Source organism: Siccibacter turicensis LMG 23730, assembly GCF_000463155.2.
Taxonomy (GTDB): Bacteria; Pseudomonadota; Gammaproteobacteria; order Enterobacterales; family Enterobacteriaceae; genus Siccibacter; species Siccibacter turicensis.
The window spans coordinates 173,294-200,195 of record NZ_AWFZ01000061.1 but is presented as its reverse complement, the minus strand read 5'-3'; the positions used below and the strand labels follow the sequence as shown (position 1 = coordinate 200,195).

Below are 26,902 nucleotides of genomic sequence, written 5' to 3'. Positions count from 1 at the left end.
TCCGCCCTGCCCTATTCTGCGACTCATATGCCAACCATCTCCGCCTCATCCACGTTTATCATCCGCTTCAACCGCTGTTGATAGCACTGCAACACGCGCTCGCTGTCTCCGGCAGGCATAAACGAGGCGCGATACACCGCTTCGACAGTTTTTGCTTCGCTCAGCATCTGTGCAAACAGGCGCAGCACCACGGGTTTCGCCAGGCCCATTGCTTCACCGAGCACCAAAAAATCCTTTCCGAGATACTCCCCGTATTGCGTTTTCATGCCCGGTGCCAGCTCGCCATCGCCCTCTTCACAGCACAGCAGTGGCAGGGCCAGAAACCCGCTGTTAAATACCGGGGAATAAGGGGCGACGCTGACAAAATCATATACCGGTGCCAGTTCAGGCTTGCCGAGCGGCGGCAAGATCAGGCCGAAATTGCGCAGATGCATATCGTTGTTTCCCAGCAGGTAAGCATAAGCGATACGCCGGAACAGATCGATTTTGAACGCCAGGTTGTCGTTAACGTTTGCAAGTAAAAAGGTTGCCAGCCGTTCATAGCTGACGTACTGCTTACCATCCGCAGCGGTTTTTCCGTACTTTTCCCCAATATCCATTGCAGCGTCCAGCTGCTCCTGGTGCAGTGCATTGCCCTGCTGGTCACGATCGTAGCGGCGGATGACAAAGGCATACTCTTCGGGATCGTCAGGCTGCGCTTTGGCAAATCGCACCAGGCCGTGCGGTGGCACATCAAACCCAAGTCGCGCCATCAGGGTCATGGTGGCGTGTTCGTTTTCCGCTAAAAATGGGAACTCCGCCGGGGAAGGTTTGAGGATGTATTCCCCCTGATGTTCCACCACGCTGAAGATACCTTTCTCAAGTACCATTTGTAGCTTCGGCTGATAGCCGGAAATGCTCATCCCCGCCTGCACCCTCGGCAGTTCGCTAATGAATTCGCTACGGGTAAACGGAAGCTGTGGGCTGGCGCGCCCGGTGCCGGTAAGCCGCTTCAGACCACGCGCTGAGTAACCCGCGGCTTCATCCCGCCCAGTAAGCGGCGTTAACAGAATACGACATAGCGCCATTACGCATCCTCCGGTTCAATCTGAACGGCACCAATCAGGTTTTTACCGTTATGAATAAGCATCCCCAGCAGGTCTTTTTCATCAAGATGCTGTATCTGGCTGTAACGGCGATTCAGCCAGCCTTCCGGCGCGAGGGAAACAAAAAATGGATGCAGCGTGCCGCGCGGAAACCTGCGCTGACTCACCGGCAGGCTTAATGAGAGCGGCGGCCCCTGATAATCCGCGTGATAGGTAAAGCAGAACCCCGCGTCGCTCTGCTCCAGCACGCCTACCGGCTCACCGTAGAGCCACACGGTTACACGGCGGAGCATAGCGTCACACCCAGCGCGCGGGCCACCGCCATCACCGTGCCAAATTTCACCTGCTCTGGATTTTTAAATACCCTTTTTAATGTCGAAACCGACACCCCGGTTTGCAGTTCCAGCAGTGCCAGATCGATACCCAGCGCTTTACGACGCGCATTGAGCTGCGCACCAAACGCGGCCAGATCGTCAATCGATGCCGCATTGCCGGGTGCGCTTTCAGCTGCTGCCGTCAGCAATTCACTGCGCATCTTGCTCAGCTCCTCACTTACCGACTGCAGCTTCCATGTCAGCGACGTGATGACGTTATCGTTCATATAAGAACCTTGACGTTAAAAATGACTTCATAAAGTTCATACCTAAACTGAATGACTCTTAAAAGCTCAAATATGAGATATAAATAATTTTATAACAGAGTATAGCTCAATTACGAGCCAATCACTATTAAAAGCTCATTTAGTAGCCATTTAAATATTAATAAAAAAATATAGTTCAAATATGACCTGCAACAGATCTCGTGTTGCCATAAAAAAACCGGAGCCAGGGCTCCGGTTTTTTACGTCGTCTTACCGCGTTACTGCTGCGGCAGTGCTTTCTCGCCGTTCTCGTCCTGATCGACCGCGAAGCAGGCAACCAGCTGGCCGTTGTACTCTTTGAGCTGCGGTTGCAGCTGGGTGCACGGTCCGAAGCGGCGACGGCAGCGGGCGTTAAACGCACAGCCCGGCGGCGGGTTGAGCGGGCTTGGCAGCTCGCCGGTAAGCTTGATGCGCTCGCGGCGGTCGTCCGGGTTCAGGCGCGGCGTCGCGGAGAGCAGCGCCTGGGTGTACGGATGGCGCGGGTTCGAGAAGATCTGGTCCTTGGTGCCCTTCTCCACGCAGCGGCCGAGGTACATCACCATCACTTCATCGGCGATATGCTCCACCACCGACAGATCGTGGGAGATAAACACGTAGGAGAGGCCCATATCCTGCTGCAGATCCATCATCAGGTTCAGAACCTGCGCGCGTACCGATACGTCGAGCGCCGATACCGGTTCATCGGCAATCACCACGTCCGGATCGAGCATCAGCCCACGGGCGATGGCGATACGCTGGCGCTGACCGCCGGAGAACATGTGCGGATAGCGATCGTAGTGCTCGGTTTTCAGGCCGACCTTCGCCATCATCGCCAGCGCTTTTTCACGGCGCTCTGCTTTGCTCAGGCTGCTGTTGATTTGCAGCGGCTCTTCCAGAATCTGTCCGACTTTCTTACGCGGGTTCAGCGAGCCGTAGGGGTTCTGGAACACGATCTGGATTTTCTGACGGCGCAGCTTCTCCGCCGTGGCGTCCGGTTTAAGCAGATCCTGACCCTGATAGTACAGCTCGCCGCCGGTCGGGGTTTCGATCATGGTCAGCAGGCGACCGAGGGTCGATTTCCCGCAGCCCGACTCACCCACCACCGCCAGAGTTTTACCGCGCTCAAGCGTGAACGACACGCCGTCGAGCGCTTTCACCAGGCGTTCCGGGGCAAACAGCCCTTTCTTCACCGGGTAGTGTTTTTTCAGATCGATTGCGTTTAACAGCAAAGGGGCTGTGGCCTCATGCGTACTCATAATTAGGCCTCCCGGCGTCATCGAGTGGGTAGTGACATTTTGACTGACGGCCGTTGTCTACCGGGTTCAAGTCCGGTTCGTCAACGCGGCAGCGGTCGGTGGCGTACGGGCAGCGCGGGTTCAGCAGACAGCCGTTCGGGCGGTCATATTTCCCCGGTACCACGCCCGGCAGCGACGCCAGCCGCGCTTTATCCTGGGCAAATTCCGGCAGGGCTCGCAGCAGCGCCTGGGTATAGGGGTGACGCGGCGCGCGGAAAATATCGCGTGCGGCACCGGTTTCTACAACCTGGCCGGCATACATCACAATGATTTTATGTGCCGCTTCGGCCACCAGCGCGAGGTCATGGGTGATGAGCACCAGCGCCATGTTCTCTTTTTGCTGAAGCTCCAGCAGCAGCTCGATGATCTGCGCCTGGATGGTTACATCCAGTGCGGTGGTCGGTTCATCGGCAATCAACAGCTTAGGACGGCAGGCAATCGCCATCGCAATCATTACGCGCTGGCTCATCCCACCGGAGAGCTGGTGAGGGTAAACGTCCAGACGCGACGCCGGGTCAGGGATACCGACCTGATTCAGCAGGTCGATGGCGCGCTGACGGCGGGTCTTCTTGTTGCCGCCCTGATGCACCTTGATGGCTTCCATAATCTGAAAGCCCACGGTGTAGCACGGGTTGAGGCTGGTCATCGGGTCCTGGAAGATCATCGCCACTTCAGCCCCCACCAGGTTGCGGCGCTCTTTCTCAGAGATGCGGTTCAGATCCTGGCCGTTAAAGCCGAGGTTATCCGCCATCACGCGGCCTGGATAATCAATCAGCCCCATGATCGCCAGCGAGCTGACCGATTTCCCGGAGCCGGATTCCCCGACGATACCGACCACTTCACCCTGATCCACGCTGTAGCTCACACGGTCCACGGCGCGGAACGGTGCGTCTTCGTCGCCGAAGTGCACCGATAATTTATCTACATTCAATAACGCCATCTCGCGCCTCTCTACTGCTTGAGTTTAGGATCGAGCGCGTCACGCAGCCCATCACCCATCAGGTTAAATGCCAGCACCGTCAGCAGGATCGCCAGACCCGGGAAGGTCACGACCCACCAGGCGCTCTGTGCGAACTGCAACACGTCGGAGAGCATAGTGCCCCACTCCGGCGTCGGCGGTTGCGCACCCATGCCAAGGAAGCCAAGGGCGGCCATATCAAGGATGGCATTAGAGAAGCCGAGCGACGCCTGAACGATCAGCGGAGCAAGGCAGTTAGGAAGAATGTTCACGAACATCTGACGCATCGCACCCGCTCCCGCCACGCGAGAGGCGGTGACGTAGTCGCGGTTTACTTCCACCAGCACCGCGCCGCGCGTTAAGCGCACGTAGTGGGGGAGCGCCACGAAGGTCAGCGCCAGCGCCGCATTGGTGATGGAAGGGCCGAACACCGCCACCAGCACCAGGGCCAGCAGCAGACTTGGCAGCGCCAGCATGATATCGACGATACGCATGATGATGTTGTCCACCAGGCCGCCGAAATAGCCCGCCAGCAGACCCAGCACCACGCCCATGATCAGCGACAGTACCACCACCAGGCAGCCCACCAGCAGCGACAGGCGCGCACCGTACATCAGACGCGACATCACGTCGCGACCCACGTCGTCGGTACCGAGAATGTGCGCCCAGGTGCCGCCATCCTGCCAGACCGGCGGGGCGAGCAGCGCATCGCGGAACTGTTCCGCCGGGTTGTGCGGCGCAATAAAGTTGGCGAACACGGCAATAATCAGTACGGCGACGACGTAGATAAGCCCGATCACCGCGCCTTTATTGCGTTTGAAATAGTGCCAGAACTCCTGCACGGGCGTCATCGGCACCGGCGCAGAAACCACTTTGCTTTCTGTAACTTGTGACATGATGGCCCCTTACTTCTTGTGTCGAATACGCGGGTTCACCACGCCGTAAAGCAGGTCTACCAGCAGGTTGACGAGGATGATCATCGTCGCCACCAGCAGCACCCCACCCTGCACCACCGGATAGTCGCGGCGTTGCAGTGCATCGATCAGCCAGCGTCCCAGGCCCGGCCACGAGAAGATGGTTTCGGTGAGGATCGCCCCGGCCAGCATGGTGCCGACCTGCAACCCGATCACCGTCACCACCGGCAGCATGGCGTTACGCAGCGCATGAACGATGATGACGCGCATCCGGGTCAGCCCTTTGGCGCGTGCGGTGCGGATATAGTCCTCACCCAGCACTTCGAGCATCGCCGAGCGGGTCATACGCACGATAACCGCCAGGGGAATGGTGCCCAGCACCATCGCCGGCAGGATCATGTGCGCCAGCGCATCAATGAAGTTGCCCTCTTCGCCCCAGATGGCGGTATCTATCAGCATAAAACCGGTGAGCGGATTGGTGTCGTCCAGGAACACCATATCGCTGACGCGCCCGGAAACCGGCGTCAGGTTAAGCTGCACCGATACCAGCATAATCAGCATCATGCCCCACCAGAAGATAGGCATGGAGTAGCCCGTCAGTGCGATACCAACGGCCGTGTGATCGAAAATGGAGCCGCGTTTTACCGCTGCCAGCACGCCCACGGGGATCCCCACCGCAACGGCGAAAATCATGGCGCACACGCCCAGCTCAAGGGTGGCCTGGAAGCGGGGAACAAACTCTTCCCATACCGGGAGACGGCTTTTTAATGAAATACCTAAGTCACCGTGCATTACGCCCCAGATGTAGTGCAGATACTGCTGCCACATGGGCTTATCCAGACCGAGTTCGGCCAGCAGCTGCGCATGACGTTCAGGGGAGATGCCTCGCTCGCCGGCCATAATCATTACCGGGTCACCAGGAATCATATGGACGAAGGCGAAGGTGAGTAGGGTGATGCCTATAAACGTCGGGATGACAAGGCCCAGACGTCGGAGGAAGAACTGCAACATATCCCGGATTCTCTTTAAGGATGCCAGGCCAGACGGCACCGGGCATCGGTATTGCTCACAAATGTAAATCCCCCGCTCCACGGGGGCGGGGGCACGCCGTTATCCTTCCCGACAGCGGGAAGGATCAGGCTTCGTACTTATTATTCAACAGACACGTTTTCGAAGTGGTGTTTGCCCAGCGGATCGACCACGTAGCCTTTCACTTCCTTACGCACTGGCTCATACACGGTGGAGTGCGCGATGATCAGCGCCGGCGCCTGGTCGTGCATCACAACCTGAGCCTGTTTGTAAAGTTCGATACGCTTGTTGTGGTCGTCGGTGGCACGCGCCGGCTGAATCAGATCTTCAAACGGCTTGTAGCACCAGCGAGAGTAGTTGGAGCCTTGCTTGGCCGCGTCGCAGCTGAACAGGGTCGCGAAGAAGTTATCCGGATCCCCATTGTCGCCGGTCCAGCCCATCATAACGGCCTGGTGCTCGCCTGCTTTGGCGCGCTTCAGGTACTCGCCCCACTCGTAGGTCACGATCTTGGCCTGTACGCCGATCTTCGCCCAGTCAGACTGAATCATCTCAGCCATACGGCGCGCGTTCGGGTTGTACGGACGCTGTACCGGCATCGCCCACAGGTCAACGGTGAAGCCTTTTTCCATGCCCGCTTCTTTCAGCAGCGCTTTCGCTTTCTCAACGTCGTAGCCGTAATCCTGCACCGCGTCGTTGTAGCTCCACATGGTCGGCGGGATCAGGTTTTTCGCCGCGGTGCCCGCGCCCTGGTAAACCGCTTTGATGATCGCTTCTTTGTTCACCGCGTAGGTCAGCGCCTGACGCACTTTCACGTCGTCAAACGGCTTCTTCTCGGTGTTGAAAGAGAGGTAGCCCACGTTCAGACCGGCCTGCTCCATCAGGTTGATGTTTTTGTCCTGCTTCATGCGCGCGATGTCAGCCGGGTTCGGGTACGGCATCACCTGGCACTCGTTTTTCTGCAGTTTGGCGTAGCGAACGGACGCGTCCGGGGTGATAGAGAACACCAGACGGTCGATCTGCGGTTTGGTACCCCAGAAGCCATCAAACGCTTTGTACAGAATACGGGAGTCTTTCTGGTACTGCTGGAGCTGGAACGGACCGGTACCGATTGGGTTCAGGTCGACCTTCTCCGGGGTGCCGGCTTTCAGCATGTTGTCCGCGTACTCTTTAGAGAGAATTGACGCGAAGTCCATCGCCAGGTCAGCCAGGAACGGGGCTTCCGGACGGGTCAGCACGAACTGAACGGTATTGTCGTCCACTTTCTTCACTTCGGCGATCAGCTCCGGCAGCGCCATGCCTTCGAAGTATTCGTAGCTGCCGCCGGACACTTTATGGTACGGGTTCTGATCGTTTTTCTGGCGATCGAAAGAGAACACCACGTCGTCGGCGTTAAATTCGCGCGTCGGTTTGAACTCTTTATTGTCCTGCCACTTCACGCCTTTACGCAGGTGGAAGGTATAGGTTTTGCCGTCTTCGCTGATTTCCCACTTTTCAGCCAGGCCCGGAATAACTTCCGTGGTGCCGATTTTGAATTCAACCAGACGGTTATAGATAGGTACGGAGCTGGCGTCGTAAGTGGTGCCAGAGGTGAAGAGCTGCGGGTTAAAACCTTCCGGCGAACCTTCTGAACAGTACACCAGGGTCTTGGCATTTACGCTTGCTGCGACAGTCATGGCCACCAGGCTCAGGCCAAACTTCAGCATCCCTGACTTCTTCAAGGAAATACTCATTATTCTGCTCCAATGTGATATGTGTTGTGTTACCCGCCGTCTTTCGACTCGCAGCGTAAGGCTGTTATCCGAAATACTTGAGGTGGTCCGTCAGACCTTATTTTGTTTTTTACCCGGTCTGATCGGTTCTGCCCGAAGGCTCGAATGAGGACGGGGAATCCTTTCACAATGTCGACGCAGTCGCAGTACAGACTGTCCTTAAAGTGCCCCTCACGCCCTACAATCTGTCAACAGAATGTGAAAACGTCAATACAGGTGTCCGGGTTTTACAAGGAGTGTGAGAAAGGGCAAACAAAGATTAAAAAAACTTCAAGCTACTATTTCCAGCAGGGAAATTTATGCTAGCGGCATAATGCCAGAACAATTATCTGGTTAATCCACTCTGAGCAGTGGTTGTCGTTTGTGCAATTTGTGAAAAATTTCTTGAACAATGATGAAGAACTGAACGAATACGTTTCGAAATAGGTGGGGTTACAGCGAAATATGCTGAGGCGAACCATAAGGGAAGGTAAAACGAGAGTCGTGTTTTCATAATAATTTACAATGGAAAATGCCATAAAATGCTCATCAGGCAGCGAAATACGCAGCTGCCTGGCATTTGCCTGAAACGGCAATGCTAACCCCTTGTTGGCTAATAGATGAAAACCCGATGCCGCACGTTTTTAAGTTGGGAAACACTTTTGAATGAAACCTTCTTCTGCTGGCGTTTCATTTTCATAAACCCCAGATGCAAAAAACCCTGCTCATAGAGCAGGGTTTTGAATGTGGTCGGTGCCAGAGGATAACTCGCCACGCCGTGGCTCGCCCTGCGGGCCGTTGCTGCGCAACGTTCTCTCGCTCACGCTCGAGTCGAACCTCCTTGCCCCCGGAGGTTCTCATCCTCATAAACGCCAGATGCAAAAAACCCTGCTCGTTGAGCAGGGTTTTAAATTTGGTCGGTGATAGAGGATTCGAACCTCCGACCCCTTCGTCCCGAACGAAGTGCGCTACCAGGCTGCGCCAATCACCGAATGCGGGGCGCATATTACTGCGCACCACTTCGACCGTCAATCCCTTAACCTAAAAAAGCCTTTTGATCGCCTGGAAAGCCAGCAGCGCTAGGGTGTAGCGGCGGTTTTTGCGTCTCCGACGTGGCACCAGTTGTTGTTCTGGTTGATGCCGCCGTCCGGCGACGTGTAGCCAAGACAGCCAAGCACGGTGTCATACAGCTCCACATGGCGACGCGGCACTTTCATCTCCGCCTCTTTTTTCAGCTTCGCAAACGCCTGCGCGTGATCCGGGTTCGCCAGATACTTATCCGACATCCATACCATCATCGGTACGCGGAACTGCTCCGGGGGTGCCATATGGCGCGGCGTACCGTGCAGATGCTCGTTATCGTTGATGGATTCCCCGTGGTCGGCGGCGTAGAAGACAATCGCTTTCTTATCGCGCACCTGGTCAATCACCTTGTCGATGAAGGTGTCGACGTAGAGCACCGAGTTGTCGTACGCGTTGATGAACTCTTCGCGGCTGCACTTGGTATCAACGTTCACACACTCTGGCGTCCAGCGGGCGTAGCTGCGCGGATAGCGCTGTACGTAGTTGTAGTGCGAGCCTTTGGTGTGCAGCACGATCAGATGCTTGCCTTCCGGATGGTTCGCCAGCGAGTTCTGGATCTCTTCCACCAGCAGCATGTCATCCACGGTTTTACCGCGATTGCGCGGATCGGCACCAATCTGCTCACGGTAGGAGATGTTGTCCGCCATCGCGTTGCTGTAGAACCACATTTCGCTCTGCATCGCATAGAGATCGGAACTGAAGCCGAGCTGTTTCAGGACAGCAAACACGTTCTGCTCTTTCAGGGTACGCTGCGGGTTATCCGACGCGCCGCCCTGACGGACAAACATGCAGCGCAGCGACAGCTTGGTGGCGGTATCGCACGAGTAGCCGCGGAACGCCGCAAGGTTCGGCTCTTTGCCAAGCTTCGGCGTGGTGTCACGCTCGTAGCCCAGCATGCCCATATGATCCCAGCGCGTGGTCTCGCCGATGATAAACACCACGTAGGTGTCGTCGAGATCTTCCGAGGCGGTGTAGGTGAATTTTTTCGCCGGGTTCAGCAGCGAGCTGCTGTCCGAGGACTCATCGACCTGCGCCCAGGCATACAGCCCCAGCGCGGAGAGCCAGTTAGACGGCAGATAGGAGTTTGCTACTACCCCGCCGTAGCTCGGCATGTCGACGCCGGTCGCGCGCTCAACTTTCTTCTGCTGCATATCGAGCAGGCGAATCGGCGCCCATACCAGTATCCCCGCCAGCGCCACGGCGATGACGCTGCGAAAGCGCTGCCCGCGGGTGCGCAACTGGCGCAGCAGCGTATAGCGGCAGCGGTTATTCCAGATAAACAGCAGCGGCGGCGCGCTGATCAGCACAATCCACAGTGCGAAGCCCCAGCCCACCACCTCTTTCGACAGGTCGATATCCGTGGTCATCACCGAGGCCACGATGCCGTAACCGATCACCACGTTCAGGAAGGTCATGTAGTAGCTGGCCCCGGCGGAAAACAGCACGATAAGCGAGGTCAGCACCTGCCAGGCACGGCGTCCGAGCAGTGAAATCAGTCGTAACAGGAAGAAGGTGACTAAAACGGTGGCACACAGTTCCACGACAGCGGCGAATCCATTCCAGGCCGTAAAATGTTCTACATAACCGTCAAAGCGGCGGAAAAAGACCGCGATGTTCAGAAACAGGCCGATGTATACCGCAAGCAGGAAGCTGAGCTTCTGCTGGGTCATCGATTTTATGTAACTCATGCAAGCAATCCCGGAAAACAGAGAAAAACGAATCCACTGCTTTGATAGGCAAAGCATTCTTGTGGAAAAAGTAAGGTACGCACAGGAATCAGGAGGATTCAAACGTCAGGCGTGGTTAGTAGACCACAGCGGCGGGGAAAAGTGTCCTGGCGGAGTGAGATCCAGCTCATTATTTACAAACTGTCGAGCTGGATCCGCACGTTTTGCTCAACGCATTCAGGAATAGCGTACTAAGCGGTGATGACGTTGAGTTTCACGTCGATATTGCCGCGGGTGGCGTTGGAGTAGGGGCAGACGATGTGGGCCTTTTGCACCAGCGCATCGGCTTCGGCCTGGTCCATGCCCGGCAGGTGAACGTTCAGCTGCGCCTCAATACCAAAGCCGGTCGGCAGTGGGCCGATGCCAACTTCGCCCTCAATCCACGCGTCCTGCGGGATCTTTTTCTTCTCCTGGGCGGCAACGTGCTTTAACGCCCCGAGGAAACAGGCGGAATAGCCCGCGGCGAACAGCTGTTCCGGGTTGGTGGCCTCTCCGCCCGCGCCGCCCATCTCTTTCGGTACGCCCAGCTTCACGTCCAGCACACCGTCGGAAGAGACGGCGCGGCCATCGCGCCCACCGGTTGCTTTTGCTTTAGCGCGGTACACCACTTTTTCTAAAGACATCGCGTGTTCCTTCTGTTGTGAATGTTTAGAAAGCATAGTCGCGATGCGCGAGGTGGTGAAAAAAGCGCCGCTGGCATAAAAAAAACGCCACGCGGTAAGCGTGGCGCGGGAGAACATGGACAGTGATCAGGCGTGAGCGTGAGTGTGGCGCACCGCTTCACGACGCGGCTGGCGAATGGTGGTGGAGAGCGCCAGAGAGACAATCAACAGGGCAAAGATAACCACGAAGGTGACGTAGAAGCCGCCAAACAGCGAGGCGATAAGCGACCCGCAGATGCTGCCGATACCGAAGCCCAGGTAGATGACGCCGTAGTTTTTCGCCAGGTTATTCAGGCCGAAGAACTCGCTCACCAGCGACGGGTAGACGGTAATGGTGCCGCCAAAGTTAAAGGCCACGCAGGCGATTGCCGCAAAGAAGGTCACGGCGTTCAACGGGGCGAACAGCAGGGCCGCCATACCCACCAGCGAAATGACCTGGCCAATAGTGATGACGCGGATACGGGCGATTTTATCAGAGAGAATACCCAGCACCAGGCGGCCACTCAGGTTGGCGATGGAGATCACCGTGACGGCGTTGGCCGCATCCAGCGCGCTCAGCTTCACCATCCCCTGGGCGATATCTTTCGCCACGCCAATCACGTACAGGCCGGACATGCAGGCGGTCAGGAACATCAGCGCCAGCATCCAGTACTGCGGCTTACGCATTGATTCGGGGAGGGTAAAGTCCTGCGCCGTCTGCCCGCTGGCATTGGTCGCCGGCTGCATCGGCGCGTCTTTCATCATCATCGCGCCGAACACGATCATCACCAGCGCCAGGGCGCCCCAGATGACGAAGGTTTTTTCCAGCCCGACGGTATTGAGCAGATGGGTGTCGATGAACTTAAAGCCCAGGCTACCCAACCCGTAGGAGCCGATGGAGAAGGCAGAAATCAGCCCTTTACGCTCCGGGAACCATTTTACGCAGTTGGAGAGCGTCAGCAGGTAGCCGGCACCATCGGCCAGCCCCACCAGGATACCCGCGCACAGCCAGAGCATCATCAGGCTGTTGGCGTGCGCCGTCAGAAACAGTCCCAGACCAAGCAGCAGCCCTGACGCGATGGTCACGCGCTTCACGCCGAAGCGCTCCTGAAGCTTACCGGCTACCGACGACGAGAGCGCCAGCCCGAGGCTGAGCAGGCCAAAGGAAAAGGCGACCTGGCTGACCGGCGCGTCGAGTTTCTCGGATAGCGCGCCGTTAAACAGGCTCCAGGTATAAACGGAACCCAGTGCAAACTGGGTGATAATGGTCCCGATGAGGGTCAGCCAGCGAGTACGATTAGCAGTGGATGAAAGGTTCATGACGGTATTCCTGTAAGGAAATTAACTGTCCTTACCATAGCGAAGGGGGGGTTATTGCGGGTTGAAAACGGCATGAGATGCATCGGGGGCGGAATGAAATGCCACGAAGCGGGAATGAATGGCCTCGTCAGCACATCATGAAAAGCAAAAGTGAGTACCCACTATCGCTCAGGTTGTTGTTAATACTGTGATCGTCGCGTAACGCAAATGTTGATAACCGTGCTGCACGCCGCGTCGTTCATGCATCATCAGCTCGCTACAGCCACAGCGAACCGAATTTCCTGAGAATTTCCGCCGTACCGCTGCCTTTCTGACAAAAATGCGCGTAAAATCTGGACAATATTAACGTGTAAATTAATATTACCTTAAAAAGGTTAGTGGATATTCACATCAAGGACGGTGAGTGACGCACGCGGTAACATCAGTATCTTCCGGCAGCCACCGCATCATTCGTCAATCAGGCGAGCGCGGCGGCGTCTACGTTTTTTAAACCGAGCTTTAAGAACAATAAAACCGATACCCCCGGGCGGGCGACCCTGCGGATCAGGATCGGAGGAGATGGCATGGCAAAGGTAATCCCCTTTACCCACGATGCATTGATGGAACAACCCTACCAGATGACAAGCATGACGCTGAGCGAGGATGACATCTCTGAAGAGGTCGCCCTGCTCAGGCAGCTCACCCAGTGGCGCGAATCCGCAGGCCTGAGCCGCGCCCAGGTCGCTGAACGCATGGGCGTGAAGCCGCCCGCCATCTCTCGCCTGGAGCGCAATATCACCCGCGCCACCTGGAACACCCTGCGCCGCTACGCTGAAGCCTGCGGGGTGAAAATCGCGCTGACCAACCGCCCTTAACGCCGTCGGCCCTTAAAAGTTCGCGCTGACGCCCAGGTTATACATCATGACGTCTTCGCTGCTGGTCATGCCGTCGCTCTGCGACAGCGATGTCCAGGCCGCGAGATGCCGGGTAAGCGGCATATCCACCCCGACGCTGACGTCCATCCAGTTACCGTACTGGATGCTGGCGGGCATCAGGTGCAGCCCGGCCTGGGATTTCCAGACGTTATCGCCGAACTGCTGGTTGTAGCTCACCTGCGCCCAGGGGCGCACCGGCCCGATGCTGGAGTCTACGCGCCAGCCGAGCGTGCTCACCGGCGCGTGCCATAGCGAATCGCTGCTGCTTGCCGCTGTCGGGTCGCTGTACATCGCCGTGCTGCTGCCGTCCCAGCGCCAGCCCGCTACCGGGCCGGTGGTGACGCCATAAGGCATCGGCAGACTCCAGCCGACGTTCATCTGCGAAGCACGGTCCGGAGCAGGCGGCGAGGCGATGGCCTGCAGCGCCCGCTCCTGCGAGTGGATACGCTCGGCGAGCACATCTTCATACCGGGGTTGGTGATCGCTGTCCCAGGTGTATCGCGCAACGCTATCGCTGTGCGGGCCATCGGCGATATATTCCTGCTGCCAGGCATACGCATTTGCGGTTAACGTCAGGCACCACAATATCAACGCCCTGCGCATGCACGCAGAACGGCCACTGCATAAATGAGTCATCATTAACGCGACCCCAGAAGAGCCTGAACCGGCGGATTATCGTCGTTTTTTCGTCGGATGGGCGAAAGTCCCTGTCTTAACTATTGTCTCTTTATCAGACACGTCAAGCCGGGTGAACAGAATTCCACCGTCGCGTAACTGGAAGGAACGAGAAACCGATGCAACGATGCGGATGGGTCACACAGGACCCGCTTTATATTGCCTATCACGATAACGAATGGGGCGTGCCACAGCGCGACGCTAACGCGCTGTTTGAAATGATCTGCCTGGAAGGCCAACAGGCGGGGCTGTCGTGGATTACCGTGTTGAAAAAGCGAGAGAATTACCGGCGCTGCTTCCACCATTTCGATCCACAGCGCGTGGCGGCAATCGCCCCGGAAGAGGTGGATGTCCTGATGCAGGACGCCAGCATTATTCGCCATCGCGGCAAGCTGGAAGCCATCATCACCAACGCGCGGGCGCTGCTGGCAATGCAGGCAAACGGTGAGTCATTTTCAGATTTTGTCTGGGGGTTCGTGGATAACCAGCCGCAGGTCACCACCGCGAGCACTTCGAGAGAGATCCCGGTAACCACCCCCGCCTCCGACGCGCTGTCGAAAGCTCTGAAGCAACGTGGCTTTAAATTTGTCGGCTCCACCATCTGTTACTCGTTTATGCAGGCTTGCGGGTTAGTGAACGATCACATCACTACCTGCCATTGCCATCCGGGAGCGCGGGGATGATTCGCGAGGCGTCCCGCGACGACCTGCCGGCGCTGCTCGACCTGTGGCTGGTCAGCACTACGGCGGCCCATCCGTTTATTGACGCCAGCTACTGGCAGGAGAGCCTCGGCCTGGTGCGCGAAGTCTATCTCCCCGGCGCACAGACCTGGGTCGATGAAGAGGATGGACTGCGCGGGTTTATCAGCGTGATGGATGGGCGCTTCGTGGGGGCGCTGTTTGTCGCGCCGGACGCGCTCGGGCAGGGTATCGGCGGAGCGTTAATGCGCCACGTTATGGCGCGCGTTGACGATCTCAGCCTGGAGGTGTACCAGAAGAATACGCGGGCGGTGAATTTCTACCACCACCTGGGCTTTCGCATTGAAGAAAGCGCCTGGCAGGAGGAAACCCACCACCCGACGTGGATTATGCGCTGGCAGGCGGATCAAACGCCGTAACGGTCAGCGCCGGGCCGCGATACTTCTCCATCCACACCAGCGACGAGTTGGCCGCACAGCCGTTTGACAGCCGTGAGGTCGGCACATCGCGCGTCAGCACGTTTACCGCACCGTTTTTACACACGCCGCCGTTGTCGCGATCCAGATCGGGCCACGCCCCCTGGTGCAGACAGACGGTGCCCGGCCGGATGCCATCGGTGACCACTGCCCCGGCCAGCACCTGCCCGCGATCGTTCCACACCCGCACCACATCACCGTTTTCAATGCCGCGCGCCCGGGCATCCTCCGGGTTCAGCGTCAGCGGCTCACGTCCCGCCACCGCATACTGCTCGCGCAGGTGCGCATAGTTAAGCTGACTGTGCAGACGGTGCGCCGGATGCGAGGAGAGCAGCTCCAGCTGACCTGGCTCGGCGCTACCGTGCCACTCATCGGGCGCAATCCAGCTCGGGTGCGGCGGGCAGTCGGCGTAGCCAAACGCGGCGATACGTTCGGAGTAAATTTCAATTTTACCGCTGGGGGTGGAGAGCGGATTGCCCTGCGGATCCTCGCGGAACGCGGCAAAACGCACGAACCGGGCGTTCTTCTCGCTCTCCGGCATCTCAATGAGCTGGTTGGCCTCCCAGAACTCGGCGAACGGCGGCAGGGTGACGCCCTGGGCCGCACCGCGCTCACCGGCAATGGTGTAGAAGGTTTCCAGCCACGCCATTTCATCTTTCCCTTCGGTGAAGCGCGCCATCCCGCCCGCTTCCCAGCGCTCGCTCAGTTCAGCAAACACGTCAAAATCATTACGCGCTTCGCCCTGGGGCGCCACCACCTGCTTCATCGGCACCAGATGCTGGTTGCTGTAGTCGCCGGTCATGGTGAGATCGTTGCGCTCAAACGAGGTGGTAATCGGCAGCACGATATCCGCATGGCGCGCCGCGGCGGTCCAGAAGCACTCGGAGATCACCACCAGCTCCGGCTTCTGCCAGGCTCGGATCAGGCGGTTGGTGTCCTGATGATGAGTGAAGTTGGCGCCGCCCGCCCACCAGACGAAGCGGATGTCGGGGAAGCGTTTCTGCTGGCCGTTATGCTGGTACTCGCCGCCGGGGTTTTCCAGCGCCTCAACGATGCGCGCCACCGGAATTTTCTCTACCGCGTCGGTGCCATCCTTTACGCTGCCCTGCATCGAGGCCAGCACCGCCGCACGGCGTGTCGGGTTGCCGCCGTTGGCAAAGTGGTACGACAGACCGAAGCCGCCGCCGGGGGTGCCGATCTGCCCGAGCATCGCCGCCAGCGTGACCAGCATCCAGTGTTTCTGCTCGCCGTACTGCTGACGCTGCATGCCCCATCCGCCCATCAGCAGCGTGCGGTTCTGGCTGAACAGCTGCGCCAGTTCGCGAATGGTGGATTCCGGAATGCCACAGATCGGTGCCGCCCAGGCGGCGTCTTTGGCAACGCCATCGCTCGCGCCGGTCAGGTAATCGGCAAAGATAGCGTATCCGTGGGTGCAGGCCGCCAGAAACGCGCGGTCGTGCCAGTCGTTTTCCACCAGCGTATGGGCGATGCCCAGCATCAGCGCCACGTCGGTACCCATGTGCGGGGCCAGCCACTCCATGCTGTCACCAAAGTAATCAACGGTTTCGGAGCGCATCGGGTCGATGCAGATCAGCCGTTTACCGCTGCGCTTCAGCTTTTCAAACCAGCCGATGCCCTGCTCGTCAGAGGCGTTCCAGGCAATTTTCAGGGTGTTGAGCGGGTTGGCGCTCCAGAGCACCACCACATCGCTGTGCTCCAGTACCAACGGCCAGCTGGTCTGCTGCTGATAAACCTCGTTGCCGCCGAGCACGTAGGGCATGATCACCTGCGCCGCGCCGGTGGAGTAATCCCCCGAATGACCGGTATAGCCCCCTGCCAGGCTCATGTAGCGCTGCAACAGGGTAGCGGCCTTATGGAAGACGCCGTTCGAACGCCAGCCGTAGGAGCCAGCGAAAATCGCTGATGGCCCGGCGGACTCGCGGATACGGCGATGCTGGGTGTCAATCAGGCGCAGCGCCTCATCCCAGCTGATACGCACATACTCATCCTGCCCGCGCACCCCCTGCGGCTTATCCGGAGACGCAAGAAAACCCTTACGCGCCATCGGGTAGCGCACACGGGTTTTACTGTGTACCTGGTCAGGCACCGCCGTTTGCAGCGAGTTAAGGTGGCGGCTCTCCAGCGCGCCCCGGGACGAGAGCACGCGCTCGCCGTCGGTTTCGACGAGCATGGGTCCCCAGTGGGCGGCGGTAAGCACCGGTTTAGATGAAGATGAGTTAGCCAAAACGCGCTCCTGAGTACGTATGCAGGTGAAGGGGTGTCTTACAGGCACCGACTTATGACTTTTTCCGTCAGGCTCCCAACGCACGGTCATCCGGCGCTGAAAAAGCCCGCGTTCGCGTAAAAATTAAGACGAAAGGCATGAATTTTCATCACATTTACAAGGCATAATCAACCGCCCTTTACAGGGGACTTAGCAAAATACGTGATTAAGGGAAAAGAATGAAAAAACGTGTGGTTATTATTGCCGCCGCTGTCTGCGGCGCGCTGGCGTTATCTGGCTGTACAACTAATCCCTACACCGGCGAACGCGAAGCGGGTAAATCGGGCATCGGTGCCGGTATCGGCTCGCTGGTCGGTGCAGGCGTAGGCGCGCTCTCCTCCTCGAAAAAAGATCGCGGCAAAGGCGCGCTGATTGGCGCAGCGGCCGGTGCGGCACTGGGCGGCGGCGCAGGCTACTACATGGACGTGCAGGAAGCGAAGCTGCGCGACAAAATGCAGGGTACCGGCGTGAGCGTCACCCGCAGCGGCGATAACATCATCCTGAACATGCCGAATAACGTCACCTTCGACAGCAGCCAGGCGAACCTGAAACCGGCGGGTGCCAACACCCTGACCGGCGTGACGATGGTCCTGAAGGAGTACCCGAAAACCGCGGTTAACGTGGTGGGCTACACCGACAGTACCGGCGGCCAGGCGCTGAACATGAAGCTGTCGCAGCAGCGCGCAGACAGCGTTGCCAGCGCGCTCATCACCCAGGGCGTCGCCGCCAACCGTATCCGCACCAGCGGAATGGGCCCGGCGAACCCGGTTGCCAGCAACAGCACCGAAGACGGTAAAGCGCAGAACCGTCGCGTAGAGATTACCCTTAGCCCGCTTCAGTAACGGGCGAATGCCTCATCGGGCGCAATCCCGATGAGGCAGCATCAGGCTTTAGTGGTGCAGCATCTCATCAACCACCTGCGCTTTGCTTAACTGGTACGGATAGTAGGTCGGCCAGTTATCCATCTCTTTCAGCAGCGCCTCATGTGAGGTATTGCCCATATAAATATGGTAGTGCGCGGACTTACGCGGCGCGATGGTGTGGTCGCTGAACTGCACGAATTTCGGCGCTTTTGACGTGCTATCGGTGCATTCAAACAGATAACGCACACCTTTCTTGCCGGAGGTGTAATGCAAAATTTTGTAGCCGTTATAGGTATAGGTGCAGGCATTCACCGTTTTTCCGACGTGAAACTCCATCACGTTGTTCTCAATACCAATCATCTCGACGTCCGTGGCGTACCCTTTTTGGTAGTAGGCGCGATACTCCTCCACGGTTTTACCGGCTGCTTTCGCTTTTTTCGCCAGTACCGGATCGAGATCGCCGCTCAGCAGGTACGGATAAATCGACTGCCAGACGCCGTCCCAGTCGCTCAGCGGACGATCTTTCACGTCGCTGTCGTTAAAAACGCCTTCGCTGGCCTGACGTTCCGCTTCGGTCAGCGGCGTGCCGTGATGATGTCCGTGAGCCATGCTGTGACCGCTGGCCAGCAACAATCCCATCCCCGCGACTAAGGCTACCTTCTTCATGTCGTTCACTCTCCTGTATGCGCATTTGTTATGAATTGATACGTTATAACATAATTATAAATAGCGCTACACAATCGTGATGGACGGCAGATCCCCGACGGATAATGCCCGCCCGACACATCGCGGCTTTACGGCGGCTACCCAAATCATCTAATAATAAAAACAATCACCTGACGCACTGGCGTTTTAGCCTGAAAAGGAAGTCTCATGACCCCAAAAACGTCCCGCCCGACCATCAGCGATGTCGCCCGCGCTGCGAAAACCGGTAAAACCAGCGTCTCGCGCTACCTGAACGGCGAAAAGCAGCTGCTGTCCGACGATCTGCTGGCGCGCATCGAACAGGCCATCGCGGAGCTCGACTATCGCCCGAACCAGATGGCGCGCGGCCTCAAGCGCGGCCGTACCCGCCTGATTGGCCTGATCATTGCCGATATCACCAATCCCTATTCGGTTGATGTGCTGAGCGGTATCGAAGCGGCCTGTCGCGAGAAAGGCTTTACCCCGCTGGTGTGTAACACCAATAACGAAGTGGATCAGGAGCTGCACTACCTCGACCTGCTGCGCAGCTATCAGGTGGAGGGCATTGTGGTAAACGCGGTGGGGATGCGCGAAGAGGGGTTGAACCGCCTGCAGCAGTCGGCGCTGCCGATGGTGCTTATCGACCGTAAAATCCCGGATTTCGCCTGCGATGTGGTGGGGCTGGATAACACCCAGGCCGCGACCACCGCCACCGAACATCTGGTGAGCCAGGGGTTCGAAGCCATTCTGTTTCTCAGCGAACCGCTCGGCACCGTTAACACGCGTCGCGAGCGGCTGGCGGCGTTTTACCATACGCTGGGTCGCCATCCCGGCGTGCAGGCGCAGAACGCCGAAGTCACCCTGCACGACAGCGATCTGCTGGACACCACGCTGCGTCAGTTTCACACCGCCCACCGCGGGATGCGCAAAGCGCTCATTACCGCCAACGGCGCGCTGACGCTGCACATCGCCCGTGCGTTGAAGCGTATCGGCCTGAACTGGGGCGCGGATATTGGCCTGCTGGGGTTCGATGAACTGGAGTGGGCCGAGCTGGCCGGCGTCGGCATAACCACCCTGAAACAACCGACCTGGCAGATGGGCTATGCGGCCCTTGAACAGGTGGTGAAACGTATCGAAGGCAGTCAGGAAGCGGTGCGCGAGCAGGTGTTTTCCGGCGAACTGGTGGTGCGCGGCTCCACGTCCCGCTAACCGATACCCCGTGACGGGGATCATAATTTCAGCATCTGCTCCTTCTCTTTGGAACCGGTTCCATCTAGCGTAATAACTAATGTTATTCAGATGTAAACGCGCCGGAGAGACCGATGCCGAGAGAAATCATTGTTGTTACAGCCGCTTATGGAAACGATCGCATTCAGGCGGCTGGCGGGCAACGTAACCTGCTGGCGGTGATTGCCGCCGCAGGCGCGGACGGGGTGGAAATCCGTCGCGAACTCTTTACCCCGCAGGAACTCGATGCCCTGCCCGCCTTCGCTCATACCCTGTCACTGCTCGGTCTGTTCGCCTGCTACTCCGCCCCTGAACCGCTGTGCAGTCCCGACGGCAAACTTAACCCGCTCCTGCCCACGCTGTTAAGCGAAGCCGCGCAGCTCAACGCCCGCTGGCTGAAAGTTTCCCTCGGTCACTTCCGCAATGCCACCGCGCTCGCGCCGCTGAAAGGCTGGCTGGCGCAGCACAGCGTGGCGCTGGTGGTGGAAAACGACCAGACCGATTGCGGCCGGCTGGCCCCCATGTCGCGCTTCAGCGCGGCGGTCACCGAGCAGGCGCTGCCGATCGCACTGACCTTTGATATGGCGAACTGGCTGTGGGTGGGGGATTCCGCGCAGGACGCCGCCCGCGAGCTGGCCCCGCTGGTGCGCTATATCCACGTCAAAGCCGCCGTGCCCCACCACTATCACTACCGTGCCGTCGCGCTGGATGAGGCGCCGCCCAGCTGGCGCGATCTGCTGCGCCAGCTTCCGGCTGATGTCCCACGCGGCATTGAGTTTCCGCTGGAGAGCCGCGACCTGGTCGCCGTTACCCGCCATTACGTCAACCTGCTGCGCGAGGAGTAAGCCATGCATAACTCACTGGACGTCATCACCCTCGGCGAAGCCATGGCCATGTTTGTTGCCAGCGAAACGGGCGATCTTGCCGACATAGAGCGCTTTATCAAACGCGTTGCCGGCGCGGAACTGAACGTGGCTACCGGCCTGGCGCGGCTGGGTCTGAAGGTCAGCTGGGTCAGCCGCGTTGGAAACGATGTGCTCGGCCAGTTCGTACTTAACTGCCTCGAAAAAGAGCGCATTTCCACCCAGGGCGTGACCATTGATGACCGTTTTCCCACCGGCTTTCAGCTGAAATCGAAAGTCGAAGATGGAACCGATCCCACCGTAGCCTACTTTCGTAAAGGTTCCGCTGCCAGTCATTTAAGCACCGACGACTTCAACGCCCCGCTGTTCTACAGCGCACGCCATCTGCATCTCAGCGGCGTGGCGGCGGCGCTCTCAAACAGCTCGCTGGAACTGCTGAACCATGCCGCTCGCGCCATGAAAGCGCAGGGCAAGACTATCTCCTTTGACCCGAACCTGCGCCCGGTGCTGTGGGAGAGCGAGGCCAAAATGGTGCGCGAGCTTAACCAGCTCGCGTTTCAGGCCGACTGGGTGCTGCCAGGCCTGAAAGAGGGCGCGATCCTCACCGGGCAGGGCACGCCGGAAGGGATCGCGGACTTTTACCTCGATCGCGGCGTGCAGGCTGTGATCCTGAAAACCGGCAACGACGGTGCCTGGTATAAAACCGCCACCGGCGAGCACGGCGCGGTCGCCGCTATCACAGTGGAAAACGTGGTGGATACCGTTGGGGCAGGAGACGGCTTTGCGGTTGGCGTCATCAGCGCCCTGCTGGAAGGCCGCACCCTTGACCAGGCGGTACACCGCGGCAACCGCATCGGCGCGCTGGCGATACAAGTCCAGGGCGACAGCGAAGGGCTGCCGACCCGCGAACAGCTTGGCGAGGCATAACAACTCAACCCGCCATGTCCTGACCCTATTACCGCGCATCGACCTCTGCCCTACACGCCGAATCGATGCCGCCCTCAACCTGCGAGGAAAGACGATGAATAGCGCAACAAATGCAGTAAAACGCTGGTGGTACATCATGCCAATCGTGTTTATCACTTACAGCCTGGCCTATCTGGATCGCGCCAACTTCAGCTTTGCCTCGGCGGCAGGGATCAATGAGGATCTTGGCATCACCAAAGGCATCTCATCGCTGCTTGGCGCCCTGTTCTTCCTTGGCTACTTCTTCTTTCAGATCCCGGGTGCGATCTACGCCGAACGCCGTAGCGTACGTAAGCTCATCTTTATCTGTCTGATCCTATGGGGCGGCTGCGCCTCCCTGACCGGCGTGGTGAATAACATCCCGTTACTGGCCGCCATCCGCTTTATCCTCGGCGTGGTGGAAGCCGCCGTGATGCCGGCGATGCTCATCTACATCAGCAACTGGTTTACCAAATCGGAGCGTTCGCGGGCCAACACCTTCCTGATCCTCGGAAACCCGGTCACCGTGCTGTGGATGTCTATCGTCTCGGGCTACCTGATTCAGGCCTTCGGCTGGCGTGAAATGTTCATCATCGAAGGGATCCCGGCGGTGCTGTGGGCGTTCTGCTGGTGGGTGCTGGTGAAGGATAAACCGGCTCAGGTGAGCTGGCTGTCCGAGCAGGAAAAAAGCGCGCTGCAGGCCCAGCTTGAGAAGGAGCAGCAGGGCATTAAAGCCGTGCGTAACTACAGCGAAGCCTTCCGGTCGCGCAATGTAGTGCTGCTGTGCATGCAGTATTTTGCCTGGAGCATCGGCGTCTACGGCTTCGTGCTGTGGCTGCCGTCGATCATCCGCAGCGGCAGTGAAAGTATGGGCATGGTGGAGCTCGGCTGGCTGTCGTCGGTGCCCTACCTTGCTGCGACCATTGCGATGATCGCCGTCTCCTGGGCCTCTGACAAAATGCAGAACCGCAAGCTGTTCGTCTGGCCGCTGCTGCTGATTGGCGCGCTGGCGTTTATCGGTTCGTGGGCCGTTGGCGCGAACCACTTCTGGGTCTCCTATACGCTGCTGGTGGTGGCAGGTGCGGCAATGTATGCCCCGTACGGCCCCTTCTTCGCCATTATCCCGGAGATGCTGCCGAAAAACGTGGCCGGCGGCGCGATGGCGCTTATCAACAGCATGGGTGCCCTCGGCTCGTTTATTGGCTCCTGGGTGGTAGGTTACCTGAACGGCGCGACCGGCAGTCCGTCAGCATCGTATATATTTATGGGGGTGGCGCTTTTCGCCTCGGTATGGCTTACTTTGATTGTTAAGCCCACGACAAATCAGGCACTTCCCGCAGGTGCTCGCCACGCCTGAAGACCGGGCGGCACTGCGCCGCCCCGCTCTCTCTTCTTACTTAATCGATTTACGGAGTACTACATGAAGCCGTCCGTTATCCTCTACAAAGCCCTGCCCGATGACCTGCTTGCCCGACTGGAGCAGCACTTCACCGTCACTCAGGTAAACGACCTCAGCCCTGAAACCGTGTCACAACACGAAAGCGCGTTTGCCAGCGCCGAAGGGCTGCTGGGATCGAGCGAGAAAGTGGATAGCGCGCTGCTGGAGAAGATGCCAAAACTACGGGCGACCTCCACCGTCTCGGTTGGCTACGACAATTTTGATGTGGATGCCCTGAACGAGCGCCGCATTCTGCTGATGCACACCCCGACCGTGCTGACCGAAACCGTGGCCGACACCATGATGACGCTGGTGCTGGCCACCGCGCGCCGCGCGCTGGACGTTGCCGAGCGCGTCAAAAAGGGCGAGTGGACCGGCAGCATCGGCCCGGACTGGTTCGGCATCGACGTGCACCATAAAACTCTCGGCATCATCGGCATGGGCCGTATCGGGCTGGCGTTGGCGCAGCGCGCCCACTTCGGCTTTAGCATGCCGGTGCTCTACAACGCCCGTCGCCATCACCCCGAGGCGGAAGAGCGCTTTAACGCGCGCTACTGCGATATCGACACGCTGCTGGCAGAGTCTGACTTTGTGTGCGTGGTGCTGCCGCTGACCGACGAAACGCGCCATATGATCGGCAAGGCGCAGTTCGAGCGCATGAAAAACTCGGCAATCTTCATCAACGCGGGCCGCGGCCCGGTGGTAGATGAGCAGGCGCTGATCGCGGCGCTGCAAAGCGGCGAGATTTATGCCGCCGGGCTGGACGTGTTCGAGCAGGAGCCGCTGCCGACGGACTCTCCGCTGCTGACGCTCCCGAACGTCGTCGCGCTGCCGCATATCGGCTCCGCCACCCACGAGACGCGCTATAACATGGCGGCCTGTGCGGTGGATAACCTGATTGATGCCCTGAACGGCAAGGTTGAGAAAAACTGCGTGAATCCGCAGGTGGCCAACTAATCCACCTGGCAGAGAGGCTCCGCTAACGGCGAGAGCTTCTCTGCCCTTTTTTATCCTCCTGTTTTTCCATTCTGCGAAGCCCCTTCCAGGGTTTCGTCACCCACCATCTCTTCACTTCATGCGCAGCCTGTTAACCTATTTGCCAAACAGGGAAATGGGTTGATAGTATGGTGAATGAAAAATGGACGCCTCATACGCGCCTTCACGTCGTGAAGCAATTAGTCCTGGAAGGTAAGGTACGTACCACGGGTAGCACGTTACGCTATGCGCTGGCAGCAGGCTACCGCGAACCGGTACTGCAGCAGATGTGTGACGCGATTCTGCGTCTGCAGCCCGGTGACTTTTACAAAAGCATGACGACGCTGGCCGACCACACCATCTGGCAGGACGTCTGGCATGGCCATGACGGCTGCATGGCGCTCTATATCAAATTGACCGTCATCGACGATCTGTTAATCGTCTCTTATAAGGAGCTATGAATGAAATGTCCGGTATGCGGCGGTGCAGAACTCATTCATGACACCCGCGATATTCCCTGGGTCTACAAAGGCCAGCAAACCGTATTGCCGGCGATTACGGGCGACTATTGCCCGTCCTGCGGGGAAATTATCCTCAACGAGGAGCAAAGCAACGGCTACGCGCGGGCGGTCCGGGAAGCACAGAAGTCGATAAACGCCCAGCGCGTCGACCCGGCGTTTATTGCCCGGATACGGCAAAAAATGGCCCTTGATCAACGCGAAGCGGCCGCGCTGTTTGGCGGGGGAACGAACGCATTTTCACGCTATGAAACCGGCAAAACGCAGCCGCCGGTGGCTATGATCAAGCTGTTTAAGCTGCTCGACCGGCACCCGGAACTTATTCCTGAAGTCAAAACGCTGTAATAAAAAAGGGCCGCATCGCGGCCCTTATTACAACGTTATTCCAGTGTGCGGTTACTGCATCGCATTGGTGGCGGTGGTGTACGCCTGGGTAAACGCACGATGCTGCTCGGCCAGCGGCCCAATCAACGCATTGTACTGGCTTGCCTGCTCCGAGGTCGGGAACTGAATACCGTTCGCCACGAAGCTCACCTGTGTGCCCTGCTGCGCGATAAAGTCGCCTACCTGCACCAGCTGCTGGGTAAAGGTCTGCGCGGCGGGGATCAACGGTTGCATCGCGTTCGCCGGCGCGGTCACGACTTTGTCCCAGGCTTTGTCATACACCGGCTTCAGCTCTTCGTTCTGCTTCAGCGCGCTGCGGGAGCTGTCGGCCTGCATTTTGGCGCTCTGCAGCTGCTGGCTCAACACGTTCAGCGAGCCGTTAGCCTGACGCAGCGCATCACGCTGGGTCATGTAATCCTGCGGCACGCGGATGGCGTTAACGCTCTCCACCACCGGGCGAATACCGGCATCCATCGCCTGATTCAGCTGCTGCGAGTAGCCGTAGAGGATGGCGTAGTCAGAGACAAACGGGCCGAACTGTTTTTTCTGATCGGCAGTCAAAGTGGGGAGACGCTCACCGCTGCGCATCACGGTATTTTGCAGAAAATCGATAAACGCTTTGCGTTGATCGCCTTCTTTATCAAAGCACCCACTCAGGCTTACCACCATCAGCAACGCCGCAATCGGCGCGAACCAGCGAGAGCAGGACTTACCTGTCGCCATTTTTATACTCCTTTCAACCGTATTGGCGGCACGCGTGTGCCTTTTATCGCCCACAAGAATAGTCCAGGTGGGGCCTCACATGATACCCCTTCGGGCAACTCTTTTCCCACCGCCGCCCTCGCCACATCCTCGTGACCCGGATCGCCCCGATCCGGTGGCAGACAGGATCCGCGTAGCCCAGCGCCAGCAGGGCATCTAATGCAGGCCAGTGAGCGGCAGATGACCATCGAACAGGCCGCCGGATCCTGGGGGCAGGGATCCCGAACGATCCTTATGCGTTATTTATATGACGATTTACAAAAATATACCTGGCGAGGCCGCAATTTGATTATTCAATCGGTTAGCACGATCGCTAGTGAATTTATACGCACTCAGGCTGCATAAAAGGCGTTTTTAAAGGAAATTTATTTTCGTGACCACTCACACGTTTTTTTTTTACCGTCTATTCTTAAGAGGCTTCTTAGGTGTTCACGTTCCCGCTGTGTGTGGTATGAGGAGTTCTCAATGGAATATAAAGAGCCAATTGCTGAGTTATTGAGCAGTCTTGAACAAATTGTTTTTAAAAATGAATCCGATACGCCTGTTCGCACGCAGAAGCCTGGTACCTTTACCGAGTTTGAGCTGGTCAGAAAGAGTACGGGCCTGAAAATAGATGATTTTGCACGCGCGATGGGTGTCAGCGTGTCGATGGTGAAGGAGTGGGAATCGAAACGTGTAAAACCCTCTTCTACCGAACTGAAGCTGATGCGCCTGATTCAGGCGAATCCACGCCTCAGTAAGCAGTTAATGGACTGATTACGCGTTACCGTTTTTACC

27 protein-coding genes, 1 tRNA gene and 1 other RNA gene are annotated in these 26,902 nt (G+C 58.1%); 12 read left to right on the top strand and 17 right to left on the bottom strand.

All coding sequences use genetic code 11. The features are described from left to right. Positions 1-23: 23 nt before the first annotated feature. The 13 genes from DW58_RS18865 to DW58_RS18810 form a co-directional block, all read right to left on the bottom strand. Positions 24-1,067 carry a type II toxin-antitoxin system HipA family toxin gene (locus DW58_RS18865; protein WP_024549958.1) on the bottom strand — a complete coding sequence of 348 codons (1,044 nt, stop codon included), beginning with the start codon at positions 1,065-1,067 and terminating at the stop codon, positions 24-26. Then, positions 1,067-1,378, bottom strand: a complete 312-nt coding sequence (locus DW58_RS18860; protein ID WP_024549957.1) for a HipA N-terminal domain-containing protein — start codon at positions 1,376-1,378, stop codon at positions 1,067-1,069. Before DW58_RS18860 ends, DW58_RS18865 begins: the two co-directional genes overlap by 1 nt. After that, positions 1,363-1,686 (bottom strand): helix-turn-helix domain-containing protein, encoded by a 324-nt coding sequence (locus DW58_RS18855; RefSeq protein ID WP_029696344.1) that lies wholly within the window; start codon positions 1,684-1,686, stop codon positions 1,363-1,365. Before DW58_RS18855 ends, DW58_RS18860 begins: the two co-directional genes overlap by 16 nt. Positions 1,687-1,943: 257 nt before the next feature. Beyond that, complete coding sequence (gene dppF / locus DW58_RS18850; protein WP_024549955.1) at positions 1,944-2,960, bottom strand: dipeptide ABC transporter ATP-binding subunit DppF; 1,017 nt, start codon at positions 2,958-2,960, stop codon at positions 1,944-1,946. Continuing rightward, positions 2,947-3,939 (bottom strand): dipeptide ABC transporter ATP-binding protein, encoded by a 993-nt coding sequence (gene dppD, locus DW58_RS18845; protein ID WP_024549954.1) that lies wholly within the window; start codon positions 3,937-3,939, stop codon positions 2,947-2,949. The genes dppF and dppD overlap by 14 nt, the downstream gene beginning before the upstream one ends. A gap of 11 nt (positions 3,940-3,950) precedes the next feature. Further along, a complete protein-coding gene (gene dppC, locus DW58_RS18840; protein WP_024549953.1) occupies positions 3,951-4,853 on the bottom strand; it encodes a dipeptide ABC transporter permease DppC in 903 nt (300 codons plus the stop codon). Positions 4,854-4,862: 9 nt separating this feature from the next. Continuing rightward, positions 4,863-5,882: a dipeptide ABC transporter permease DppB gene (dppB, locus tag DW58_RS18835; RefSeq protein ID WP_024549952.1), complete on the bottom strand. Its 1,020-nt coding sequence runs from the start codon at positions 5,880-5,882 to the stop codon at positions 4,863-4,865. A gap of 140 nt (positions 5,883-6,022) precedes the next feature. After that, entirely contained in the window at positions 6,023-7,630 is a 1,608-nt protein-coding gene (gene dppA, locus DW58_RS18830; protein ID WP_024549951.1) for a dipeptide ABC transporter periplasmic-binding protein DppA, read from the bottom strand. 765 nt (positions 7,631-8,395) lie between these two features. Continuing rightward, positions 8,396-8,530: non-coding RNA, RtT sRNA (locus DW58_RS20490), on the bottom strand. Between the two features lie 32 nt (positions 8,531-8,562). Further along, positions 8,563-8,639, bottom strand: a tRNA-Pro gene (locus DW58_RS18825). An 88-nt stretch (positions 8,640-8,727) separates the two neighbouring features. Beyond that, positions 8,728-10,419, bottom strand: a complete 1,692-nt coding sequence (gene eptB / locus DW58_RS18820) for a kdo(2)-lipid A phosphoethanolamine 7''-transferase (RefSeq protein WP_024549950.1) — start codon at positions 10,417-10,419, stop codon at positions 8,728-8,730. A 230-nt stretch (positions 10,420-10,649) separates the two neighbouring features. Next, positions 10,650-11,081 (bottom strand): organic hydroperoxide resistance protein, encoded by a 432-nt coding sequence (locus DW58_RS18815; protein WP_024549949.1) that lies wholly within the window; start codon positions 11,079-11,081, stop codon positions 10,650-10,652. 126 nt (positions 11,082-11,207) lie between these two features. Then, on the bottom strand, positions 11,208-12,419 hold the full coding sequence (locus tag DW58_RS18810) for an L-lactate MFS transporter (protein WP_024549948.1): 1,212 nt from the start codon (positions 12,417-12,419) through the stop codon (positions 11,208-11,210). A 617-nt stretch (positions 12,420-13,036) separates the two neighbouring features. Here DW58_RS18810 and DW58_RS18805 point away from each other — a divergent pair. Then, positions 13,037-13,273 (top strand): helix-turn-helix domain-containing protein, encoded by a 237-nt coding sequence (locus DW58_RS18805; RefSeq protein WP_081706474.1) that lies wholly within the window; start codon positions 13,037-13,039, stop codon positions 13,271-13,273. A 12-nt stretch (positions 13,274-13,285) separates the two neighbouring features. On the opposite strand, the gene DW58_RS18800 is transcribed toward DW58_RS18805, so the two are convergent. Further along, on the bottom strand, positions 13,286-13,918 hold the full coding sequence (locus DW58_RS18800; RefSeq protein ID WP_160319221.1) for an autotransporter domain-containing protein: 633 nt from the start codon (positions 13,916-13,918) through the stop codon (positions 13,286-13,288). 209 nt (positions 13,919-14,127) lie between these two features. On the opposite strand from DW58_RS18800, the gene tag reads away from it, so the two are divergent. Both tag and DW58_RS18790 read left to right on the top strand, forming a co-directional pair. Continuing rightward, complete coding sequence (gene tag / locus DW58_RS18795) at positions 14,128-14,691, top strand: DNA-3-methyladenine glycosylase I (RefSeq protein ID WP_029593335.1); 564 nt, start codon at positions 14,128-14,130, stop codon at positions 14,689-14,691. Continuing rightward, on the top strand, positions 14,688-15,125 hold the full coding sequence (locus tag DW58_RS18790) for an N-acetyltransferase (protein WP_024549945.1): 438 nt from the start codon (positions 14,688-14,690) through the stop codon (positions 15,123-15,125). Before tag ends, DW58_RS18790 begins: the two co-directional genes overlap by 4 nt. Here DW58_RS18790 and DW58_RS18785 read toward each other — a convergent pair. After that, a complete protein-coding gene (locus tag DW58_RS18785; RefSeq protein ID WP_024549944.1) occupies positions 15,094-17,427 on the bottom strand; it encodes a molybdopterin guanine dinucleotide-containing S/N-oxide reductase in 2,334 nt (777 codons plus the stop codon). The genes DW58_RS18790 and DW58_RS18785 overlap by 32 nt on opposite strands. A gap of 218 nt (positions 17,428-17,645) precedes the next feature. On the opposite strand from DW58_RS18785, the gene DW58_RS18780 reads away from it, so the two are divergent. Next, a complete protein-coding gene (locus DW58_RS18780) occupies positions 17,646-18,308 on the top strand; it encodes an OmpA family lipoprotein (RefSeq protein ID WP_024549943.1) in 663 nt (220 codons plus the stop codon). Between the two features lie 48 nt (positions 18,309-18,356). Here DW58_RS18780 and zinT read toward each other — a convergent pair whose 3' ends face one another. Next, the gene (gene zinT / locus DW58_RS18775) at positions 18,357-18,995 is read right to left on the bottom strand and encodes a metal-binding protein ZinT (RefSeq protein WP_024549942.1); all 639 of its coding nucleotides are present in this window, start codon (positions 18,993-18,995) and stop codon (positions 18,357-18,359) included. A 207-nt stretch (positions 18,996-19,202) separates the two neighbouring features. On the opposite strand from zinT, the gene DW58_RS18770 reads away from it, so the two are divergent. The 7 genes from DW58_RS18770 to DW58_RS18740 all read left to right on the top strand — a co-directional run bounded on the left by DW58_RS18770 (position 19,203) and on the right by DW58_RS18740 (position 25,324). Further along, the gene (locus DW58_RS18770; RefSeq protein ID WP_024549941.1) at positions 19,203-20,222 is read left to right on the top strand and encodes a LacI family DNA-binding transcriptional regulator; all 1,020 of its coding nucleotides are present in this window, start codon (positions 19,203-19,205) and stop codon (positions 20,220-20,222) included. A gap of 113 nt (positions 20,223-20,335) precedes the next feature. Beyond that, the gene (locus tag DW58_RS18765) at positions 20,336-21,085 is read left to right on the top strand and encodes a sugar phosphate isomerase/epimerase family protein (protein ID WP_024562381.1); all 750 of its coding nucleotides are present in this window, start codon (positions 20,336-20,338) and stop codon (positions 21,083-21,085) included. Between the two features lie 3 nt (positions 21,086-21,088). Further along, entirely contained in the window at positions 21,089-22,030 is a 942-nt protein-coding gene (locus DW58_RS18760) for a sugar kinase (protein ID WP_024548412.1), read from the top strand. A gap of 94 nt (positions 22,031-22,124) precedes the next feature. Then, a complete protein-coding gene (locus DW58_RS18755; RefSeq protein WP_024548411.1) occupies positions 22,125-23,405 on the top strand; it encodes an MFS transporter in 1,281 nt (426 codons plus the stop codon). A 63-nt stretch (positions 23,406-23,468) separates the two neighbouring features. After that, a complete protein-coding gene (gene ghrB / locus DW58_RS18750; protein ID WP_024548410.1) occupies positions 23,469-24,443 on the top strand; it encodes a glyoxylate/hydroxypyruvate reductase GhrB in 975 nt (324 codons plus the stop codon). A gap of 167 nt (positions 24,444-24,610) precedes the next feature. Further along, positions 24,611-24,922, top strand: a complete 312-nt coding sequence (locus DW58_RS18745) for a type II toxin-antitoxin system MqsR family toxin (protein WP_024548409.1) — start codon at positions 24,611-24,613, stop codon at positions 24,920-24,922. Next, positions 24,923-25,324 (top strand): type II toxin-antitoxin system MqsA family antitoxin, encoded by a 402-nt coding sequence (locus tag DW58_RS18740; protein WP_024548408.1) that lies wholly within the window; start codon positions 24,923-24,925, stop codon positions 25,322-25,324. A gap of 51 nt (positions 25,325-25,375) precedes the next feature. Here DW58_RS18740 and DW58_RS18735 read toward each other — a convergent pair whose 3' ends face one another. Then, positions 25,376-26,086 (bottom strand): DUF3053 domain-containing protein, encoded by a 711-nt coding sequence (locus DW58_RS18735; protein ID WP_024548407.1) that lies wholly within the window; start codon positions 26,084-26,086, stop codon positions 25,376-25,378. 504 nt (positions 26,087-26,590) lie between these two features. Between DW58_RS18735 and DW58_RS18725 the strand changes: the two genes are divergently transcribed. After that, positions 26,591-26,881, top strand: a complete 291-nt coding sequence (locus DW58_RS18725; protein ID WP_024548405.1) for an HTH-type transcriptional regulator — start codon at positions 26,591-26,593, stop codon at positions 26,879-26,881. The last annotated feature ends 21 nt before the right edge of the window (positions 26,882-26,902 follow it).

Excerpts from the sequence above, each read along its gene's own strand:
- dppF (WP_024549955.1), bottom strand. The coding sequence starts at position 2,960 with ATGAGTACGCATGAGGCCACAGCCCCTTTGCTGTTAAACGCAATCGAT.
- DW58_RS18725 (WP_024548405.1), top strand. The coding sequence starts at position 26,591 with ATGGAATATAAAGAGCCAATTGCTGAGTTATTGAGCAGTCTTGAACAA.
- DW58_RS18790 (WP_024549945.1), top strand. The coding sequence starts at position 14,688 with ATGATTCGCGAGGCGTCCCGCGACGACCTGCCGGCGCTGCTCGACCTG.
- DW58_RS18810 (WP_024549948.1), bottom strand. The coding sequence starts at position 12,419 with ATGAACCTTTCATCCACTGCTAATCGTACTCGCTGGCTGACCCTCATC.
- DW58_RS18815 (WP_024549949.1), bottom strand. The coding sequence starts at position 11,081 with ATGTCTTTAGAAAAAGTGGTGTACCGCGCTAAAGCAAAAGCAACCGGT.
- tag (WP_029593335.1), top strand. The coding sequence starts at position 14,128 with ATGCAACGATGCGGATGGGTCACACAGGACCCGCTTTATATTGCCTAT.
- ghrB (WP_024548410.1), top strand. The coding sequence starts at position 23,469 with ATGAAGCCGTCCGTTATCCTCTACAAAGCCCTGCCCGATGACCTGCTT.
- dppB (WP_024549952.1), bottom strand. The coding sequence starts at position 5,882 with ATGTTGCAGTTCTTCCTCCGACGTCTGGGCCTTGTCATCCCGACGTTT.
- DW58_RS18740 (WP_024548408.1), top strand. The coding sequence starts at position 24,923 with ATGAAATGTCCGGTATGCGGCGGTGCAGAACTCATTCATGACACCCGC.
- DW58_RS18735 (WP_024548407.1), bottom strand. The coding sequence starts at position 26,086 with ATGGCGACAGGTAAGTCCTGCTCTCGCTGGTTCGCGCCGATTGCGGCG.
- DW58_RS18745 (WP_024548409.1), top strand. The coding sequence starts at position 24,611 with ATGGTGAATGAAAAATGGACGCCTCATACGCGCCTTCACGTCGTGAAG.
- zinT (WP_024549942.1), bottom strand. The coding sequence starts at position 18,995 with ATGAAGAAGGTAGCCTTAGTCGCGGGGATGGGATTGTTGCTGGCCAGC.
- DW58_RS18865 (WP_024549958.1), bottom strand. The coding sequence starts at position 1,067 with ATGGCGCTATGTCGTATTCTGTTAACGCCGCTTACTGGGCGGGATGAA.
- DW58_RS18755 (WP_024548411.1), top strand. The coding sequence starts at position 22,125 with ATGAATAGCGCAACAAATGCAGTAAAACGCTGGTGGTACATCATGCCA.
- DW58_RS18855 (WP_029696344.1), bottom strand. The coding sequence starts at position 1,686 with ATGAACGATAACGTCATCACGTCGCTGACATGGAAGCTGCAGTCGGTA.
- DW58_RS18770 (WP_024549941.1), top strand. The coding sequence starts at position 19,203 with ATGACCCCAAAAACGTCCCGCCCGACCATCAGCGATGTCGCCCGCGCT.
- DW58_RS18760 (WP_024548412.1), top strand. The coding sequence starts at position 21,089 with ATGCATAACTCACTGGACGTCATCACCCTCGGCGAAGCCATGGCCATG.
- DW58_RS18780 (WP_024549943.1), top strand. The coding sequence starts at position 17,646 with ATGAAAAAACGTGTGGTTATTATTGCCGCCGCTGTCTGCGGCGCGCTG.
- DW58_RS18765 (WP_024562381.1), top strand. The coding sequence starts at position 20,336 with ATGCCGAGAGAAATCATTGTTGTTACAGCCGCTTATGGAAACGATCGC.
- dppC (WP_024549953.1), bottom strand. The coding sequence starts at position 4,853 with ATGTCACAAGTTACAGAAAGCAAAGTGGTTTCTGCGCCGGTGCCGATG.
- dppA (WP_024549951.1), bottom strand. The coding sequence starts at position 7,630 with ATGAGTATTTCCTTGAAGAAGTCAGGGATGCTGAAGTTTGGCCTGAGC.
- DW58_RS18860 (WP_024549957.1), bottom strand. The coding sequence starts at position 1,378 with ATGCTCCGCCGTGTAACCGTGTGGCTCTACGGTGAGCCGGTAGGCGTG.
- DW58_RS18805 (WP_081706474.1), top strand. The coding sequence starts at position 13,037 with ATGACAAGCATGACGCTGAGCGAGGATGACATCTCTGAAGAGGTCGCC.
- dppD (WP_024549954.1), bottom strand. The coding sequence starts at position 3,939 with ATGGCGTTATTGAATGTAGATAAATTATCGGTGCACTTCGGCGACGAA.
- eptB (WP_024549950.1), bottom strand. The coding sequence starts at position 10,419 with ATGAGTTACATAAAATCGATGACCCAGCAGAAGCTCAGCTTCCTGCTT.